14 protein-coding genes and 2 tRNA genes are annotated in these 16,286 nt (G+C 57.2%); 4 read left to right on the top strand and 12 right to left on the bottom strand.

What is annotated here, in order from left to right:
* Positions 1 to 27: 27 nt before the first annotated feature.
* Positions 28 to 888: an HNH endonuclease gene (locus J7655_RS09805; protein WP_230927582.1), complete on the bottom strand. Its 861-nt coding sequence runs from the start codon at positions 886 to 888 to the stop codon at positions 28 to 30.
* On the bottom strand, positions 885 to 2,039 hold the full coding sequence (locus J7655_RS09800) for an AAA family ATPase (RefSeq protein ID WP_230927581.1): 1,155 nt from the start codon (positions 2,037 to 2,039) through the stop codon (positions 885 to 887). The genes J7655_RS09805 and J7655_RS09800 overlap by 4 nt, the downstream gene beginning before the upstream one ends.
* 856 nt (positions 2,040 to 2,895) lie before the next feature.
* Here J7655_RS09800 and J7655_RS09795 point away from each other — a divergent pair.
* Positions 2,896 to 4,458, top strand: coding sequence for an ATP-dependent nuclease (locus J7655_RS09795; RefSeq protein WP_230927580.1), 1,563 nt, complete (start codon positions 2,896 to 2,898; stop codon positions 4,456 to 4,458).
* Entirely contained in the window at positions 4,443 to 5,474 is a 1,032-nt protein-coding gene (locus J7655_RS09790; RefSeq protein ID WP_230927579.1) for a DEAD/DEAH box helicase family protein, read from the top strand. Before J7655_RS09795 ends, J7655_RS09790 begins: the two co-directional genes overlap by 16 nt.
* Before the next feature lie 241 nt (positions 5,475 to 5,715).
* Here the strand turns inward: J7655_RS09790 and J7655_RS09785 are convergent.
* The 10 genes from J7655_RS09785 to J7655_RS09740 form a co-directional block, all read right to left on the bottom strand.
* Positions 5,716 to 5,792: transfer RNA gene (locus tag J7655_RS09785), tRNA-Pro, on the bottom strand.
* A gap of 75 nt (positions 5,793 to 5,867) precedes the next feature.
* The gene (locus J7655_RS09780; RefSeq protein ID WP_230927578.1) at positions 5,868 to 6,224 is read right to left on the bottom strand and encodes a MerR family transcriptional regulator; all 357 of its coding nucleotides are present in this window, start codon (positions 6,222 to 6,224) and stop codon (positions 5,868 to 5,870) included.
* The gene (ihfA, locus tag J7655_RS09775) at positions 6,205 to 6,507 is read right to left on the bottom strand and encodes an integration host factor subunit alpha (protein ID WP_003243414.1); all 303 of its coding nucleotides are present in this window, start codon (positions 6,505 to 6,507) and stop codon (positions 6,205 to 6,207) included. Before ihfA ends, J7655_RS09780 begins: the two co-directional genes overlap by 20 nt.
* Positions 6,508 to 6,510: 3 nt before the next feature.
* A complete protein-coding gene (gene pheT / locus J7655_RS09770) occupies positions 6,511 to 8,889 on the bottom strand; it encodes a phenylalanine--tRNA ligase subunit beta (protein ID WP_230927577.1) in 2,379 nt (792 codons plus the stop codon).
* A gap of 176 nt (positions 8,890 to 9,065) precedes the next feature.
* Positions 9,066 to 10,082, bottom strand: coding sequence for a phenylalanine--tRNA ligase subunit alpha (gene pheS / locus J7655_RS09765; protein WP_230927576.1), 1,017 nt, complete (start codon positions 10,080 to 10,082; stop codon positions 9,066 to 9,068).
* Positions 10,083 to 10,179: 97 nt separating this feature from the next.
* Positions 10,180 to 10,536: a 50S ribosomal protein L20 gene (gene rplT, locus J7655_RS09760; RefSeq protein WP_003461224.1), complete on the bottom strand. Its 357-nt coding sequence runs from the start codon at positions 10,534 to 10,536 to the stop codon at positions 10,180 to 10,182.
* Between the two features lie 29 nt (positions 10,537 to 10,565).
* The gene (gene rpmI, locus J7655_RS09755) at positions 10,566 to 10,760 is read right to left on the bottom strand and encodes a 50S ribosomal protein L35 (RefSeq protein ID WP_003461222.1); all 195 of its coding nucleotides are present in this window, start codon (positions 10,758 to 10,760) and stop codon (positions 10,566 to 10,568) included.
* A 60-nt stretch (positions 10,761 to 10,820) separates the two neighbouring features.
* Positions 10,821 to 11,372 (bottom strand): translation initiation factor IF-3, encoded by a 552-nt coding sequence (gene infC / locus J7655_RS09750; RefSeq protein ID WP_230927710.1) that lies wholly within the window; start codon positions 11,370 to 11,372, stop codon positions 10,821 to 10,823.
* Positions 11,372 to 13,294 carry a threonine--tRNA ligase gene (gene thrS / locus J7655_RS09745; RefSeq protein ID WP_230927575.1) on the bottom strand — a complete coding sequence of 641 codons (1,923 nt, stop codon included), beginning with the start codon at positions 13,292 to 13,294 and terminating at the stop codon, positions 11,372 to 11,374. Before thrS ends, infC begins: the two co-directional genes overlap by 1 nt.
* Positions 13,295 to 13,559: 265 nt before the next feature.
* A tRNA-Val gene (locus tag J7655_RS09740) sits at positions 13,560 to 13,636 on the bottom strand.
* 183 nt (positions 13,637 to 13,819) lie between these two features.
* Here J7655_RS09740 and J7655_RS09735 point away from each other — a divergent pair.
* The gene (locus tag J7655_RS09735; RefSeq protein WP_230927574.1) at positions 13,820 to 15,103 is read left to right on the top strand and encodes an NAD(P)/FAD-dependent oxidoreductase; all 1,284 of its coding nucleotides are present in this window, start codon (positions 13,820 to 13,822) and stop codon (positions 15,101 to 15,103) included.
* A 107-nt stretch (positions 15,104 to 15,210) separates the two neighbouring features.
* On the top strand, positions 15,211 to 16,221 hold the full coding sequence (locus J7655_RS09730; RefSeq protein WP_230927573.1) for a transposase: 1,011 nt from the start codon (positions 15,211 to 15,213) through the stop codon (positions 16,219 to 16,221).
* Positions 16,222 to 16,286: the final 65 nt, after the last annotated feature.

The raw sequence follows: 16,286 nt of genomic DNA, 5'->3' as shown, positions 1-16,286 counted from the left end.
TAACCGGCCAAGAGCAGCCATTCAGATCTATCTAGCCCTTGGGCGAATCAACCGATACCCTTCAGCACAAAACCACTCTGAATCGCGCAACCCTTCATAAAGCGCGGTCTTCCATGAATTACGATCGCGTGCGTAGCGCGTTCTGAACTGCTGATCGAGCTGCTGATAGACCCCAATCGCACCTGCTGCTGCGCCAAGCTCTTCCATGAAGAACGAAACATCAGCGAGCTCACTAGCTGCCTGAGCGGCGTACAACTCCGCCAGCCCCATAAGCCCGAAGTGATGAGTTACACGTGCAGCAAGGACGTCATCCCATGCAGCAGGAGCTCGGACTTTGAACTCCACCGTTGGTGGTGATGAGGGAGACACCTCGGCGAACAACCAACGATCACTTCCTAGATCGTCATAGTACGGATGCAACGTTTGATCTTCTGCGCGCGCTGCCACCATGGCCAGCTTTCGCTTGTTGCAGTCCGAACAAGCTGGGATCAGGTTCACCGGGGTGAGATTAAGCGAAGGGAAATGCTTCTGGGGGAGGTAGTGATCGACTGTAGCGACGACACGCTGGCTGCATAACGGGCAGATGCCGAACTCCGGTGCCATTTTTATCAGTTCGTACAGCTTTCTGGATGGAGAGTTGTTTCGCGCAAAATGCGACTTATAGATGACCCCCATCAGGGTACCGTCCAAATCAGGTGTAACCTGATCGCTGCCCTGCATTTCGTAGAGCCTTCCGTGCGGAGCAAGCTCACGATACGCCGTCTCAGTATGCTGAATGACCGGTAAGGCATCTAACAGTGCCTGGGCCCTCTCCGCTATCGTGATACCGGACGCGCACACTTGCACGGCTTCGGCCACATCGAAGGTCGGTAGCGGTAAACGGATCATGGGTTGCTGCCCCTGATGACTAACCCACGAGCCAGCGCTTGCGCCTCTGCTCCCAACTGTCCACCGAAATGCCGCTCAACAGCCTCAAACGAGGTTCCCGGCTGGTTCGAGACGGCTGCTATCAGTTGATGGAAGCCGGAGTTCGAGACCTCAAGCCCAAAGACTTCTCGGGTCAACACCCCCGCACTTTCACCAAAGGTCTCGAGAGAGGGGCGCTCTACAGCCGCCAGTGTTCTGGTGCGTCGCAGCATCCACACGCAGCTTTTTGGGACCTCCTGCAGTACAACCGGAGAATGAGTGGATATCAACGCAAATCCGTTCCTTGCGACCAAGAGATCTGAGATGGTACGAATGAATGCTGATAGCAAAGGGGGGTGTAAGTGCCCCTCGGGCTCATCGAGCACGACCAGTGTCTGCTCATCGACTAACTCAACAAGGCGCGTGGTCGTCAGTAGCACAATCGCGTGCCCAGAACTAAGCAGCTTGAAAAAACGCCTGGCTCGTTCCTGCCAATCGAATTCGTGCTCGACCAAGGTTTCCACGCCTGTTTCACCGAAAAGCGGATCAGTAGAAAGCGTTTGAATAGCGCGCAGCCAGCGATCCCTTCGGGGGCCGTTGCGACATACTGCCAAGCTGTCTACAAAATCTGTAGCCAGTGCGTCAGGCGTCTTGAGCTCATCAAGCATCTTCCCATCTGATGGTCGCTGCGTTCGAAGGCCAACAAAGGTGGCTGCTGTGCGCTGCTGGCCGACTGGCGGAAGCTCGAAACTGTCGAAGGCGCTGAATGAAACGGACACCAGGCGAGAAAATGCCCACTCGTCTTTATTTTCCCCTAGACGCATCAATTGCCCGCGAGGGGCCGTGTCGCTATCTCTTTCCAGAATCGTATTTATGATGCTTTGGATGCAACGCGTCTTCCCCACACCATTGCGGCCAACCAGCACGTGCAGGTTTGTCGGCGGCTCCGAGTTAGGGGTTACATTGAAGCTCATGATCGGTGGAACGCGTGGAATCTCGTTTTCACCCAGCGGAGCCGGTGGAAACATGAACTGAAATTCGAACTTGGTCAGTATTGGGTTGCCATGAGCGAGTCGATGCAGCCGATTGAGAACCGACGACTCATGGACAGATCGCAACAGGGAAACGGACATGACACCCTCCTCCTTGTGGCGCCGAAAAATGTCCAAATCATAGGCACAGTCACACAGTGCCTCTAGCACTTTCACGCCGAACCCGTAGGAGAGACCTGTCAGTGTTTCGTAGTAGTCCTCGTCCTGGCCAAGCGAAAAGTGCACCGAGGGGTCGAGCTGGCTGAAGTGGTCATTAAGCGTTGGAAAGCGTGTGCCTCTCGGGGTTTCCGGGCCGCCAGGGCCTCCAACTAACCCCACTTCCCCAATTTTTACAGAGCCCGGCCTATGGCGGACGCCAGCTCCGTCAAATACGAACAGAGTGAACATCGTTCGATACGCGAACCAATCGTCCCAATTGTCGCAGACGAGGTAGGCCTGAGAACGGCCTTGATTGGGAAGCGATTGCCCAGGGCGAATTACTGTAAACACTGGCGTTGAACCTATTCCTTGGTTGAAGAGATCTCGCGGATTTATCGCAACCGCGACCTCACGCGTCTCCCGAGAGACTCATCTTACAGACCCTGGCAGGCTGCGTGGAGTCAGCCCCGGACGCCTCAGGATAAGAATGGCACCGGCCCGCGTAATTAAACAATTCGGTGATACGCAAGCCCACCGTATCACGAGTTGATCCTGAACCATCCCTATGCCCCTAGACGACCTTGGGGCTTGACGGTTATGCCAATGATCTGACGCTCAAACGTGTCGAGGCTGATGCGAGTATCTATCTACCGCACCTTAAATCCGAGGGGACACTCCTAAACTCAGGATTGTCTGGCGCAGTGTCAAATTGATAGCTTACCGAGGCTCATGCCCCATCAGCTGCCTAGGGACAGAGCACGCGCTTTCCCCAACTACGCGCACGTTAGAAGGAGTGAACATGCCGGCTATCAAAAAAATGGTGGTCAAGAATTTCAAAAGTTTCGGCGACCTGACCCTTGAGTTTGACCCAGGCAAGAACGTCCTGATCGGCGACAACGAGACTGGCAAGAGCAGCGTGCTATTGGCCTTGGATCTGGCGCTGAGCGCGAGTCGCAGCCGCGTCGAGAGCATAGGTTATGAAGCCTTGCTGAATCAGGGGGCGGTGCAGAGATTTCTGGCTGGCCCTGCGACGCTGGATTTGCTTCCCGAGGTCATCGTGGACGTGTTTCTCGAAGAGGGAGACGAACAGGGTTTTCATGGTGCCCAAAACGCTCAGGGAACGCAGACAGATGGTCTACGCATGACCATCGTCCCATTGATCGAGGAGTTCGGCCAGACGATAGTCGACCTACTCAAAGCCAACAGGGATAGCTTTCCCTTTGAGTATTACAGCGTGCAGTTCTCGACGTTCGCCGGGGCGCCTCACGTCACCTACCGGCGGCCGGTCAAGCACCTGATGATCGACAGCTCTCGTATTGACAGTGAATACGCCGCTCGCGAATACACCCGGGCGGCGTTCGGATTCCATACCGAGGTGCGGGATCGCTACCGCCTCGAAAATCGCTACCGGCAAGGGAAAGAGGCGTTCGGTCGAGAGAACCTGAAGGATTTGAACGACACGCTCGGCGACTATCAGTTTGCCTTGCGAACCAGCTCGCGCTCCAACCTTGAAACCGATTTGGTGATCACCAAGGGCGGCATCCCTATTGAGAATCGCGGCAAAGGTGAGCAGTGCTTCATCAAGACCAGTTTTGCCCTGCAGAAACACGAGGAAAAAGGGAGCCTGCACGCGCTGTTGCTGGAAGAGCCCGAAAACCATCTGAGCCACACCAACATGAAGCGCTTGGTTGAGAGGCTGGCGGGCACGACAGGCACTCAGTTGTTCATCGCGACGCACAGCAGCCATATCTGCGCACGGCTCGATCTACGCCACGCGCTGCTGCTCGGATCTGGTCATGCGGGACGCTTGAAAGACCTGTCGGAGCCCACCGCAACCTTCTTCATGAAAGCACCCGATAACAACGTCCTTGAGCTCGCTCTCTCCACGCGAGTCATCCTGGTCGAAGGTGATGCAGAATTCATCCTCATGGAGCATTTCTACACGCAGCAGGCAGGCCACCTTCCCCAAGCTAATGATGTGCACATCATCTCGATCGGCGGAACGAGCTTTAAACGCTACCTGGAGCTCGGAAGGCTCCTGAACATCAGAATCGCCGCAATTCGGGATAACGACGGTGACTATCAACAGAACTGTGTAGCGAACTACGAAGGCTACCTTTACGAGTCGGCCAAGATTTTTGCCGATCCAGATCCTGAGCGAAGCACCTTCGAAATAGGGCTGTACAGCGACAACCAGAAAACCTGCGACGACCTTTTTGCTGCGGGACGCAAAAAGCTGACCGTTCAAGAGTACATGCTCAAAAATAAAGCGGATGCCGCTTTCGAGCTGCTGACCAATAAGTCCGCTGAACTGATCGCCCCTAAGTACATACAGGAAGCGATCGAATGGATAAGAGCGTAATTTTTTCCGTTGCAGGATCCGGAAAAACCAGCCTGATCATCGAGCGTCTCAGCAGTGATCAGCGGGCATTGGTCATCACTTACACGGACAACAATCACCGGCACCTGCGTAACAGGATCATCCAGAGATTTGGGATGATCCCATCCAACATCACGCTCATGACGTACTTCTCGTTCCTGCATGGGTTCTGCTATCGGCCCTTGATGCAATTGCAGCTAGGAACCCGAGGCCTGAATTTCAGGCGCCCGCCCGACAGGCACTACCCCCTGGACGATCTCAATCGGTACCGCGATGGCAGCGGCAGGCTCTATCACTGCCGCCTCGCCAAACTGCTACAGGTCGTGAAGGCCATACCGGACGTGCGCGCCCGCCTGGAGCGCTTTTACGACTGCCTGTACGTCGACGAGGTACAGGATTTCGCGGGCCACGACTTCAACCTGCTGCTGGAGGTTTCCCAGGCGAGAATTGGCATGATGTTCGTCGGTGACTTCCACCAGCATACCTTCGATACCAGCAGAGACGGAGCGATAAACAAAAACCTTCACGACGATGTCGCCCGCTACGAGAAGCGCTTTCGTGATGCCGGTCTCACGGTAGACAAGGCAACACTGAGCCGCAGCTGGCGATGCGCAAAAACGGTCTGCGACTTCATCAGCGAAAAGCTACAAATCGCGATGGGTGCCCATGAGGAACGGGGCAGTCGGATCATTACGGTGGACGACCAAGACCAGGCCAACTTGTTGCACGCTGACCCAGCCATCGTGAAGTTGTTTTTGAGTGAACACTACAAGTACGGCTGCCACTCCGAAAATTGGGGGGCAAGCAAGGGCATGGATCACTTTAACGATGTTTGCATTGTGATGGGCCCGGGTATCTGGAAAGACTATGTGGCTGAGAGGCTACATCTGGCCAACCCGCAAACCCGCAACAAGCTGTACGTAGCCTGCACCAGGGCCCGGGGTGATCTGTATTTCGTGCCCGAGAAGCTGTTGAGGGCGTTTAAGCAGGGAAAATAGGTGAATCGGCCCAGCATCGGTAGATACTCGATGACCGCTCCTGGCCGAGAGAGGCCTCTGAGGCCCTTAGTCAGGCCGACCTGCAATACAGGAGCAGCTGAAATGGCAGCCTTATTCCCCCTCCAGTATTGCCACGTTCAGCGGTGGGGCAAAAAGTGGGGCAAAAATCAAAGACAGTCATAATCCATCAGGCATAAAAAAATCCAGCCACCGTTAAGTGACTGGATTTTCTAGGGTTTTTTGGTCGGGACGGAGTGATTCGAACACTCGACCCCTTGCACCCCATGCAAGTGCGCTACCGGGCTGCGCTACGCCCCGACGATGCCTCCGGGTGACCGAAAGCGGGATGAACTATACATTAAGCTTTTGAAATAAGGCAACTTTTTCTTGGCCTTACTTCCTCAGCACGTACAGCACATCCTCTAGCTCGGCGACCATCTGCTTGATCAACTGACGATACTGGGTGGTGTCGTCCTTGGCTTCGTCACCGGAAAGACGCTGACGTGCGCCACCGATGGTGAAGCCTTGATCGTACAGAAGTGCACGAATCTGCCGAATCATCAGCACATCCTGACGCTGGTAATAGCGACGGTTACCCCGCCGCTTTACCGGGTTCAGTTGTGGGAATTCCTGCTCCCAGTAACGTAGAACGTGGGGTTTGACCGCGCAGAGTTCACTGACCTCACCAATGGTGAAGTAGCGTTTGCCGGGAATTACCGGTAGTTCGTCGTTATGACTTGGTTCCAGCATAGGCCTCGACCCTGGCTTTCAATTTTTGCCCTGGACGAAAAGTGACCACACGGCGAGCCGTGATTGGAATCTCTTCCCCTGTTTTCGGGTTACGGCCGGGTCGCTGGCGCTTGTCGCGCAAGTCGAAGTTGCCGAACCCGGACAGCTTGACCTGTTCGTTCAGCTCAAGAGCCTGGCGGATCTCTTCAAAAAACAGCTCCACCAGTTCCTTGGCTTCCCGTTTGTTCAGGCCGAGCTCTTCATACAGACGTTCCGCCATTTCAGCTTTCGTCAGAGCCCCCATACGCTACTTCCTTAACGTGGCGTTGAACCTTTGTTCGAGGCAGGTGAGGATATTTTGCGTAGTAGTACTCACCTCATCGTCATTAAGAGTGCGCGATGGATGTTGCCAGGTCAAGCCGACGGCAAGGCTTTTTCTAAGCGGATCAATACCTTTACCGTGATAGACGTCAAATAGCTTGAGGTCTGTCAGCCACTCACCCGCTGTTTCACGAATTGCAGCCAATACGGCTTCGGCAGGCTGCTCACGCTCGACCAGCAGCGCCAGGTCACGGCGCACCTCAGGGAAGCGCGACAACTCGCTGAATACAGGCATACGACCGGCCGCAACCTCGGCCAGGACCAGTTCGAAGAGGAACACTGGCTGATCCAGACCCAGGGTCTTGGCAAGCTCAGGATGCAGAGCCCCCATGAAGCCTACCAGGCGCCCTTCACGCTCGATGCGAGCGGTCTGGCCTGGATGCAACGCTGGGTGCTCACCCGGCACGAAACGGAAGGCATCGGCCGCACCGGCATAACCCAGCAGCGCTTCGACATCAGCCTTCAGGTCGAAGAAGTCGGCACTCTCGCGACTGTTAGCCCAGCCTTCAGGTAGACGGCTGCCGCTGATCACACCAGCAAGCATGGCTTCCTGCTGCAGGCCTTCCAGCTGACCGACGAAACGCAGACCGCTTTCGAACAGGCGCACGCGCGACTGCTGACGGTTGAGGTTGTGCTGTAGCGCCTTGACCAGACCGGGCCACAGCGAAGAACGCATGGCAGCCATGTCGGCGGAAATCGGGTTGGCCAGTTGCAGCGGCTCCACGCCCGGGGTGAACAGCTCGAACAGCTTGGGATCGATGAAGCTGTAGGTGATCGCCTCCTGATAACCACGGGCGACCAGCAAGCGACGTAACGCAGGCAGCTCGGCACGCGCCTCGGCCTTGGTCTGCGGCTCGAGACGAGCCTGCGGGTAACGCACCGGCAAGCGGTTATAACCATACAGGCGACCCAGCTCTTCGATCAGATCCACTTCCAGGCTGATATCGAAACGATGACTTGGCACGCTGACCAGCCACTGGCCAGCACCCTGAGCACTGACGCCCAGCCCCAGCGCGGTGAGCAGGCGCTCGGCCTCGGCGCCGTCCATGTCCATACCCAGCATCTGGCTGATGCGCTCGGCGCGCAGAGTGATCGGCGCCACATTCGGCAGATCGGCCTCGCTGCTGACTTCGATGATCGGACCGGCTTCGCCGCCAACGATCTCCAGCAGCAGCGCAGTCGCGCGCTCCATCGCTTTGCGCGCCAGTTGCGAATCCACACCCCGCTCGAAACGGTGCGAAGCGTCGGTGTGCAGGCCATAGAAGCGGGCCTTGCCGGCAACGGCGATATTGTCGAAGAAGGCACTTTCCAGGAACAGGTCGCGCGTCTTGTCGCTCACACCGCTGTGCTCACCGCCCATCACACCTGCGATGGCCAGGGCGCGACTGTGATCAGCGATGACCAGCGTATCAGTACGCAGGCTAACTTCCTGGCCGTCGAGCAACACCAGCTTCTCGCCCTCTTCAGCCATGCGCACGCGAATGCCGCCGTTAATCTCAGCAAGATCGAAGGCATGCATGGGCTGACCCAGCTCGAGCATCACATAGTTGGTGATGTCCACCGCCGCATCGATGCTGCGGATATCGGAGCGACGCAGACGTTCGACCATCCACAACGGCGTCGGACGAGACAGGTCGACGTTACGCACGACGCGACCGAGGTAGCGCGGGCAAGCCTTGGGCGCGAGCACTTCGACCGGGCGCACTTCGTCATGCACAGGCGCAACGGCGTCGACAGCAACTGGAGAAACTGCAGCGCTGTACATGGCGCCGACTTCGCGGGCCAGGCCAGCGAGCGACAGGCAATCGCCGCGGTTAGGCGTCAGGCCGATCTCGATGCTGGCGTCATCCAGGCCCAGGTAGGTACGAATGTCCTGGCCTACCGGGGCGTCTGCCGCCAGCTCCATCAGACCACTGTTGTCCTCGCTGATCTGCAGCTCGGAAGCCGAGCACAGCATGCCCTGGGACTCCACGCCACGCAGTTTGGCCTTCTTGATCTTGAAATCGCCTGGCAGCTCGGCACCGATCATGGCGAACGGAATCTTGATGCCGACGCGAGCATTGGGCGCACCGCAAACGACCTGGAAGGTCTCGGCGCCATTGCTGACCTGGCAGACGCGCAGCTTGTCGGCGTCCGGATGTTGCTCGGCACTCAGGATCTCACCGACCACCACACCACTGAAGGCGCCGGCCACAGGCTGCACGGCGTCGACTTCGAGGCCGACCATGGACAGGCGCGCGACCAGCTCCTCGCGGGATACGCCGGGATTCACCCAGCTGCGCAGCCACTGTTCACTGAATTTCATGTTGTCTGTTCTCCTTGACGGGCATGCCGCGTAGGCACCCTCATCATGCAAGCCTACGCTGCATACCCCACCCTCATCCGGCGCTTTGCGCCATCTTCTCCCAAGGGAGAAGGATTTGAAGGAAGCGTCGCTACGCGACTGTCACGCTAAATGAATTCGATCACGAGAGGCGGGTGCTAGCGAAATTGAGCCAGGAACCGCAGGTCGTTATCGAAGAACAGGCGCAGATCATTGACGCCATAACGCAGCATGGCCAGGCGTTCGACGCCCATACCGAAGGCGAAGCCGGAGTATTTCTCCGGATCGATGCCACTCATACGCAGCACGTTCGGGTGCACCATGCCGCAGCCCATCACTTCCAGCCAGCCGGTCTGCTTGCACACACGGCAACCCTTGCCGGAGCACATCACGCACTGCATGTCGACTTCGGCCGACGGCTCGGTGAACGGGAAGAACGATGGACGGAAGCGCACGCCCAATGGCTTCTCGAAGAACACTCGGAGGAACTCCTCGATGGTGCCCTTGAGGTCGGCAAAGCTGATGTCCTCGTCGACCAGCAGGCCTTCGACCTGGTGGAACATGGGCGAGTGAGTGATATCGGAGTCGCAGCGATAAACGCGACCCGGGCAGACAATGCGGATCGGCGGCTGTTGCGACTCCATGGTGCGCACCTGCACCGGCGAGGTGTGGGTGCGTAGCAGCATGTTCGCGTTGAAATAGAAGGTGTCGTGCATCGCCCGTGCCGGGTGGTGACCGGGGATGTTGAGCGCCTCGAAGTTATGATAGTCGTCTTCGACTTCCGGGCCTTCGGCAACGCTGTAACCAATGTGAGTAAAGAACTGTTCGACACGCTCCAGCGTGCGAGTCACCGGATGCAGACCACCAGAGGCCTGACCGCGGCCAGGCAAGGTCACGTCGATACGCTCGGAGGCCAGCTTCTCGGCGAGCAGAGCCTGCTCAAGCACGGTTTTGCGGGCATTCAGCGCATCTTGCACCTGATTCTTGGCAGCGTTGATCAGAGCACCAGCCTGCGGACGCTCTTCGGCCGACAGCTTGCCCAGAGTCTGCATCAGGGCGGTCAGCTCACCCTTCTTGCCGAGGTACTGAACCCGGAGCTGCTCCAGGGCATTGACATCTTCGCTTTGTTGCACGGCCTCGAGCGCTTGCGAGACCAATGCATCCAGATTTTCCATTTACAGACTCCAGATACAAAATAGGGGAAGAGCTGTTAAGGCTCTTCCCCTATCTTTGACGTTGCCACCGGGCAAGCCCGGTGAATTGTCGGGGGACTTAAGCCAGAACGGCCTTGGCCTTCTCGACAATCGCAGCAAACGCCGCTTTTTCGTTCACTGCCAGATCAGCCAGAACCTTACGGTCGATTTCGATCGACGCTTTTTTCAGGCCAGCGATCAGACGGCTGTAGGACAGACCGTTGACGCGGGCACCAGCGTTGATACGAGCGATCCACAGTGCGCGGAACTGACGTTTTTTCTGACGACGGTCACGGTAGGCATATTGACCCGCCTTGATGACAGCCTGCTTGGCAACACGGAACACGCGCGAGCGCGCGCCGTAGTAGCCTTTAGCCAGTTTCAGAATCTTTTTGTGACGAGCACGAGCGATAACGCCACGCTTAACACGAGCCATGAGTAATTACCTCTAAGTATCTTGACCGATTAACGAACGCGCAGCATGCGCTCGACTTTAGCTTTGTCCGACGGACCGATCAGCGAGCTGCCACGCAGCTGGCGCTTACGTTTCGTGGACATCTTGGTCAGGATGTGGCTCTTGAAAGCGTGCTTGTGCTTGAAGCCTGTAGCAGTCTTCAGGAAGCGCTTCGCAGCACCGCTCTTGGTTTTCATTTTTGGCATGTTTTGTACTCCGCATTCATTAACAACTGATAACCATCAGGCCTGCCAGTGCCCGGTAGATTATTTACGCTTCTTGGGAGCGATGACCATCATCAGCTGGCGTCCTTCCAGCTTAGGATGCTGTTCTACGGTGCCGAGCTCGATCAGGTCTTGTTCGACCCGCTTGAGCAGCTCCATACCCAGCTCCTGGTGAGCCATCTCACGACCGCGGAATCGAAGCGATACCTTGGCCTTGTCCCCATCTTCAAGGAAACGTATCAGGTTGCGTAGTTTTACCTGATAATCCCCTTCCTCCGTCCCTGGACGAAACTTGATCTCTTTGATCTGCTGCTGGTGCTGATTCTTCTTGGCAATCGCAGCCTGTTTCTTCTTCTCGAACAGGTGCTTGCCGTAATCCATGATGCGGCAAACTGGCGGTACTGCATCAGCCGAGATCTCTACCAGATCCAGCTTGGCTTCTTCAGCCACGCGCAATGCCTCATCGATCGACACAATACCAATCTGCTCACCATCGGCATCAATCAGGCGCACTTCGCGAGCGGTAATGTTCTCGTTGATCGGCGCCTTGGGGGCGGCCCGCTTGTCCTGTCTCATTTCACGCTTAATAGTTATTACTCCAAATCTTGGCGACCACGCCGGGAAACCGCTTGCTGCAACTGTGCGGCGAACTGCTCGATGGGCAGAGAGCCCAGATCGACGCCTTCACGGGTACGGACAGCAACGGATCGAGTCTCGACTTCCCGATCTCCAATAACCAAGAGATAGGGAACCTTGAGCAAGGTATGCTCGCGGATTTTAAAGCCGATCTTTTCGTTTCTCAAGTCAACCTTGGCACGAAAACCGCTTTGATTGAGAGTTTTCTCGACTTCACGGGCAAAATCGGCCTGTTTGTCGGTGATATTCATGATCACCGCCTGGGTCGGCGCGAGCCAGGCTGGGAAGGAACCGGCGTAGTGCTCGATCAGCATACCGATGAAGCGCTCGAACGAACCGAGGATCGCGCGGTGCAACATGACCGGGCGTTTGCGGTTGTTGTCTTCGGCGATGTAGCTGGCATCCAGACGCTCAGGCAGGTTCGGATCGTACTGCAGCGTACCGCACTGCCAGTTACGACCCAGACAGTCACGCAAGGTGAACTCGATCTTCGGACCGTAGAAGGCGCCCTCGCCCGGCTGGTATTCCCAGGCCAGGCCGGACTCGTTCAGCGCCTCGGCTAGCGCACCCTCGGCACGGTCCCACAACTCATCAGAGCCCACGCGCTTGGCGGGACGGGTCGAGAGTTTCATGGCGATATCGGTGAAGCCGAAGTCCGAGTAGACCTGCAGAGTCAGCTTGATGAAATCGGCCGCTTCCTTCTTGACCTGATCTTCGGTGCAGAAGATGTGCGCATCGTCCTGCACGAAGCCACGCACACGCATGATGCCGTGCAGCGCGCCGGACGGTTCGTTACGGTGACAGGCACCGAACTCGGCCAGACGCAGCGGCAGGTCACGGTAGGACTTCAGGCCCTGATTGAAGATCTGCACATGGCACGGGCAGTTCATCGGCTTGACCGCGTAATCGCGGTTTTCCGAGGCCGTGGTGAACATGTTCTCGGCGTAGTTGGACCAGTGACCGGAACGCTCCCACAGGATGCGATCAACCACCTGCGGCGTGCGAACCTCAACGTAGCCGTTCTCACGCTGCACCTGGCGCATGTACTGCTCCAGCACCTGGTAGACAGTCCAGCCATTGGGGTGCCAGAACACCATGCCCGGCGCTTCTTCCTGCAGATGGAACAGGTCGAGCTGCTTGCCGATGCGGCGGTGATCGCGCTTCTCGGCCTCTTCGATGCGCTGGATATAGGCAGCCAGCTGCTTCTTGTCCGCCCAGGCAGTGCCGTACACACGCTGCAACTGCTCATTCTTCGAGTCGCCGCGCCAGTAGGCGCCGGAAATACGGGTCAGCTTGAACGCCTTGAGAAAACGCGTGTTCGGCACGTGCGGGCCGCGACACATATCGACGTATTCTTCATGGAAGTACAGACCCATGGCCGTTTCGTCCGGCATGTCGTCGATCAGACGCAGCTTGTATTCCTCGCCACGCGACTTGAACAGCTCGATGACTTCGGCACGCGGCGTCATCTTCTTGATGACGTCGTAGTCCTTCTCGATCAGCTCGGCCATGCGCTTTTCGATGGCCGCCATGTCTTCCGGCGTGAAAGGACGATCAATGGCGATGTCGTAATAGAAGCCTTCATCGATAACTGGGCCGATCACCATCTTGGCATTCGGATACAGCTGCTTCACGGCATGCCCAACCAGGTGAGCACAGGAGTGACGAATGATCTCCAGCCCCTCTTCGTCCTTCGGCGTGATGATCTGCAAGGTGGCATCGGTATCGATCACGTCACAGGCATCGACCTGCTTGCCGTTGACCTTGCCTGCCAGGGTGGCCTTGGCCAGACCCGCACCAATGGATTGAGCGACCTCCAGCACGGATACCGGATGATCGAACGAACGCTGACTGCCGTCGGGAAGAGTAATGATGGGCATGGCGCCTCCTCTCCTAGTGGTGACCCCTACCAAAGGTCACGTGGGTTGGGATGAGCCAGGAAGCGATTCAGCGGTATACCCACCTAACGATGGCAGGAGCCCAAAGGCCAACCAGACCGAACCAAGTCACTGGAAGTAAAGAGTGCGGATGCTTTCAGAAAGCCTGAGCCCTGACAAGCAGCTACCTATAACAAACACGTAAAGCTTGCCCGAAAAACGCGAGCAATAAAAAAAGGGGTCGCTTGGCGACCCCTTTTTATCGATTTGGTAGGCACAATTGGACTCGAACTACCGACCCCCACCATGTCAAGGTGGTGCTCTAACCAACTGAGCTATGTGCCTTCGATGGGTGCGCATTTTACGCAGATCTTTTCGGCCGTCAACAGGTTTTTTCGCTAACTCACTGAAATAGGCCAATTTTTTATCGAAACCGGATCGTTGAATATTTTGCACGGGCACTAGCCGGCTATTTTCAACTCAGGTAGCATCAAATCATTCGTAAAAAATAAAGAACAGAGGTTCAAGATGGCGCACACGGCATACCCACAATCCTATTACGCCGCTTCAGCCAATCCCGTGCCGCAACGCCCTGCCCTGCAAGGTGAGGTGGAGACCGAGGTGTGCATCATCGGCGCGGGTTACACCGGCCTGTCCACTGCACTGTTTCTGCTGGAAAACGGTTTCAAGGTGAGCATCGTTGAAGCGGCCAAGGTTGGTTTTGGCGCCTCCGGTCGCAACGGCGGCCAGATCGTCAACAGCTACAGCCGCGACATCGACGTGATCGAGCGCACGGTCGGCCCCAAGCAGGCGCAACTGCTCGGACAGATGGCCTTCGAAGGCGGGCGCATCATTCGCGAGCGCATCGCCAAGTACGATATTCAGTGCGACCTGAAGGATGGCGGTGTATTCGCGGCGCTGACCGGTAAACAGATGGGCCACCTGGAATCGCAGAAGAAGCTGTGGGAACGCTACGGGCATACCCAGCTGGAACTGATGGACGCCAAGCGCATCCGTGAAGTCGTTGCCACCGAGAACTACGTCGGCGGCATGCTGGACATGAGCGGCGGCCATATCCATCCGCTCAATCTGGCCCTGGGCGAAGCCGCTGCTGTGGAGTCACTGGGCGGTGTGATCTACGAACAGTCGCCTGCTACCCGTATCGAGCGCGGCGCCAACCCGGTGGTACATACCCCGGAAGGCCGCATCAAGGCCAAGTTCGTCGTGGTCGCCGGTAACGCCTACCTAGGCAACCTGGTGCCGGAGCTGGCGTCCAAGTCGATGCCGTGCGGCACTCAGGTGATCACCACCGAGCCGCTGTCCGATGAAGTTGCAGCCAGCCTGCTGCCGCAGGATTACTGCGTCGAAGACTGCAACTACCTGCTCGACTACTACCGCCTCACCGGCGACAAGCGTCTGATCTACGGCGGTGGCGTGGTATACGGCGCACGCGATCCAGCCAATATCGAAGCGATCATCCGTCCGAAGATGCTCAAGACCTTCCCACAGTTGAAGAATGTGAAGATCGACTTCGCCTGGACCGGCAACTTCCTGCTGACCCTGTCGCGCCTGCCGCAGGTCGGTCGTATCGGCGACAACATCTACTACTCGCAAGGTTGCAGCGGCCATGGCGTGACCTACACGCACCTGGCGGGCAAGGTGCTGGCAGAAGCGTTGCGTGGTCAGGCCGAGCGCTTCGATGCCTTCGCCGGGTTGCCGCACTACCCCTTCCCGGGCGGTCGCCTGTTCCAGGTGCCATTCAGTGCCATCGGCGCCTGGTACTACACGCTGCGTGACAAACTGGGCGTCTAAGCAACGCATCAATGAAAACGGCGCCCAAGCAGACTGTGTGAAAACCTAGCAGTCTGAGTGCAAGGTGAAGACAATGCCTCTATCGGTCGATAGGGGCATTGTCGTTTATGGGCTATATCCAAGGTGAAGATCGGCAACAAAGCAGCCTGTTTCCGCCGACATTGGAAGAGCTGGTTCCTGAGGATCATCTAGTTCGAGTCATCGAGGCCTATGTGGCTCGTCTGGATCTGAAGGTACTGGGGTTCAGCAAGGCTGAGCCGCTCAAGACTGGGCGCCCTGGCTACGATCCAGCTGATTTGCTCAAGCTATACCTATATGGCTACTTCCAGCGCATTCGCTCCTCTCGTCGATTGGAGGCGGAGTGCCAGCGCAATATCGAGGTGATGTGGTTGCTGGGTCGTCTGGCGCCGGACTTCAAGACCATCGCGGATTTTCGCAAAGACAACAGCATGGCCTTTCAGGCGACTTGCAAGGCTTTCGTCCAGTTCTGTCGCCAGGCGAGCTTGATCAGTGGGGAGCTGGTGGCCAAAGCGACTCAGGCGGTTCTGCAGCAGCCTGAGCTGACCGTCACGGCTGATGCAGGTTATTCCAACGGGGCGCAGTTTCAGGCCTGCGAAGAAGCGGGCATTACGGCTTTCGTCCCCGTGAATCGCGCGCCCAACAACCAGGGCGGCGGCACGCTGTTTGTGCGTCAGGACTTCACTTACGATCCTGCGACCGACAGTTTCCAATGTCCTGCGGGTAAGACCCTGTCGCTGAAACAGCTCAATCGTGGCACTCGCCTTTACGCAGCCCGTGCCGAGGACTGCGGGAACTGCCCATTAAAAGCCAAGTGCACACAGGCCCAACGGCGTCATATCAGCCGCCATCCCAACGAAGAGGCGTTCGCGCGGATGGAGAAACGACTCGAAACTCACCCTGAGATGATGGGACGGCGACGAGCAATCGTCGAGCACCCTTTTGGCAATCTCAAACAATGGATTCTGGGCAACGGTCGTTTTCTAGTGCGCCATTTCAGCGGGGTGAGAGCTGAGATGGCGATGGCCGTGCAAGCCTACAACCTCAAACGTGCTATTTCGGTACTCGGGGCGCGCCGCATGATCGAGCTACTGACCTGAACGCTGCACTTTGCATCATTGCATCAGTAAAAACACAGACGCCCCGAATCAATCGAGGCGTTTGT

The organism is Pseudomonas wenzhouensis (genome assembly GCF_021029445.1).
Taxonomy (GTDB): Bacteria; Pseudomonadota; Gammaproteobacteria; order Pseudomonadales; family Pseudomonadaceae; genus Aquipseudomonas; species Aquipseudomonas wenzhouensis.
This window is presented reverse-complemented; position numbering and strand designations above follow the sequence as displayed.

Excerpts from the sequence above, each read along its gene's own strand:
- rpmI (WP_003461222.1), bottom strand. The coding sequence starts at position 10,760 with ATGCCAAAAATGAAAACCAAGAGCGGTGCTGCGAAGCGCTTCCTGAAG.
- J7655_RS09805 (WP_230927582.1), bottom strand. The coding sequence starts at position 888 with ATGATCCGTTTACCGCTACCGACCTTCGATGTGGCCGAAGCCGTGCAA.
- J7655_RS09795 (WP_230927580.1), top strand. The coding sequence starts at position 2,896 with ATGCCGGCTATCAAAAAAATGGTGGTCAAGAATTTCAAAAGTTTCGGC.
- J7655_RS09735 (WP_230927574.1), top strand. The coding sequence starts at position 13,820 with ATGGCGCACACGGCATACCCACAATCCTATTACGCCGCTTCAGCCAAT.
- J7655_RS09800 (WP_230927581.1), bottom strand. The coding sequence starts at position 2,039 with ATGTCCGTTTCCCTGTTGCGATCTGTCCATGAGTCGTCGGTTCTCAAT.
- pheS (WP_230927576.1), bottom strand. The coding sequence starts at position 10,082 with ATGGAAAATCTGGATGCATTGGTCTCGCAAGCGCTCGAGGCCGTGCAA.
- pheT (WP_230927577.1), bottom strand. The coding sequence starts at position 8,889 with ATGAAATTCAGTGAACAGTGGCTGCGCAGCTGGGTGAATCCCGGCGTA.
- ihfA (WP_003243414.1), bottom strand. The coding sequence starts at position 6,507 with ATGGGGGCTCTGACGAAAGCTGAAATGGCGGAACGTCTGTATGAAGAG.
- thrS (WP_230927575.1), bottom strand. The coding sequence starts at position 13,294 with ATGCCCATCATTACTCTTCCCGACGGCAGTCAGCGTTCGTTCGATCAT.
- J7655_RS09730 (WP_230927573.1), top strand. The coding sequence starts at position 15,211 with ATGGGCTATATCCAAGGTGAAGATCGGCAACAAAGCAGCCTGTTTCCG.
- rplT (WP_003461224.1), bottom strand. The coding sequence starts at position 10,536 with ATGGCTCGTGTTAAGCGTGGCGTTATCGCTCGTGCTCGTCACAAAAAG.
- J7655_RS09790 (WP_230927579.1), top strand. The coding sequence starts at position 4,443 with ATGGATAAGAGCGTAATTTTTTCCGTTGCAGGATCCGGAAAAACCAGC.
- J7655_RS09780 (WP_230927578.1), bottom strand. The coding sequence starts at position 6,224 with ATGCTGGAACCAAGTCATAACGACGAACTACCGGTAATTCCCGGCAAA.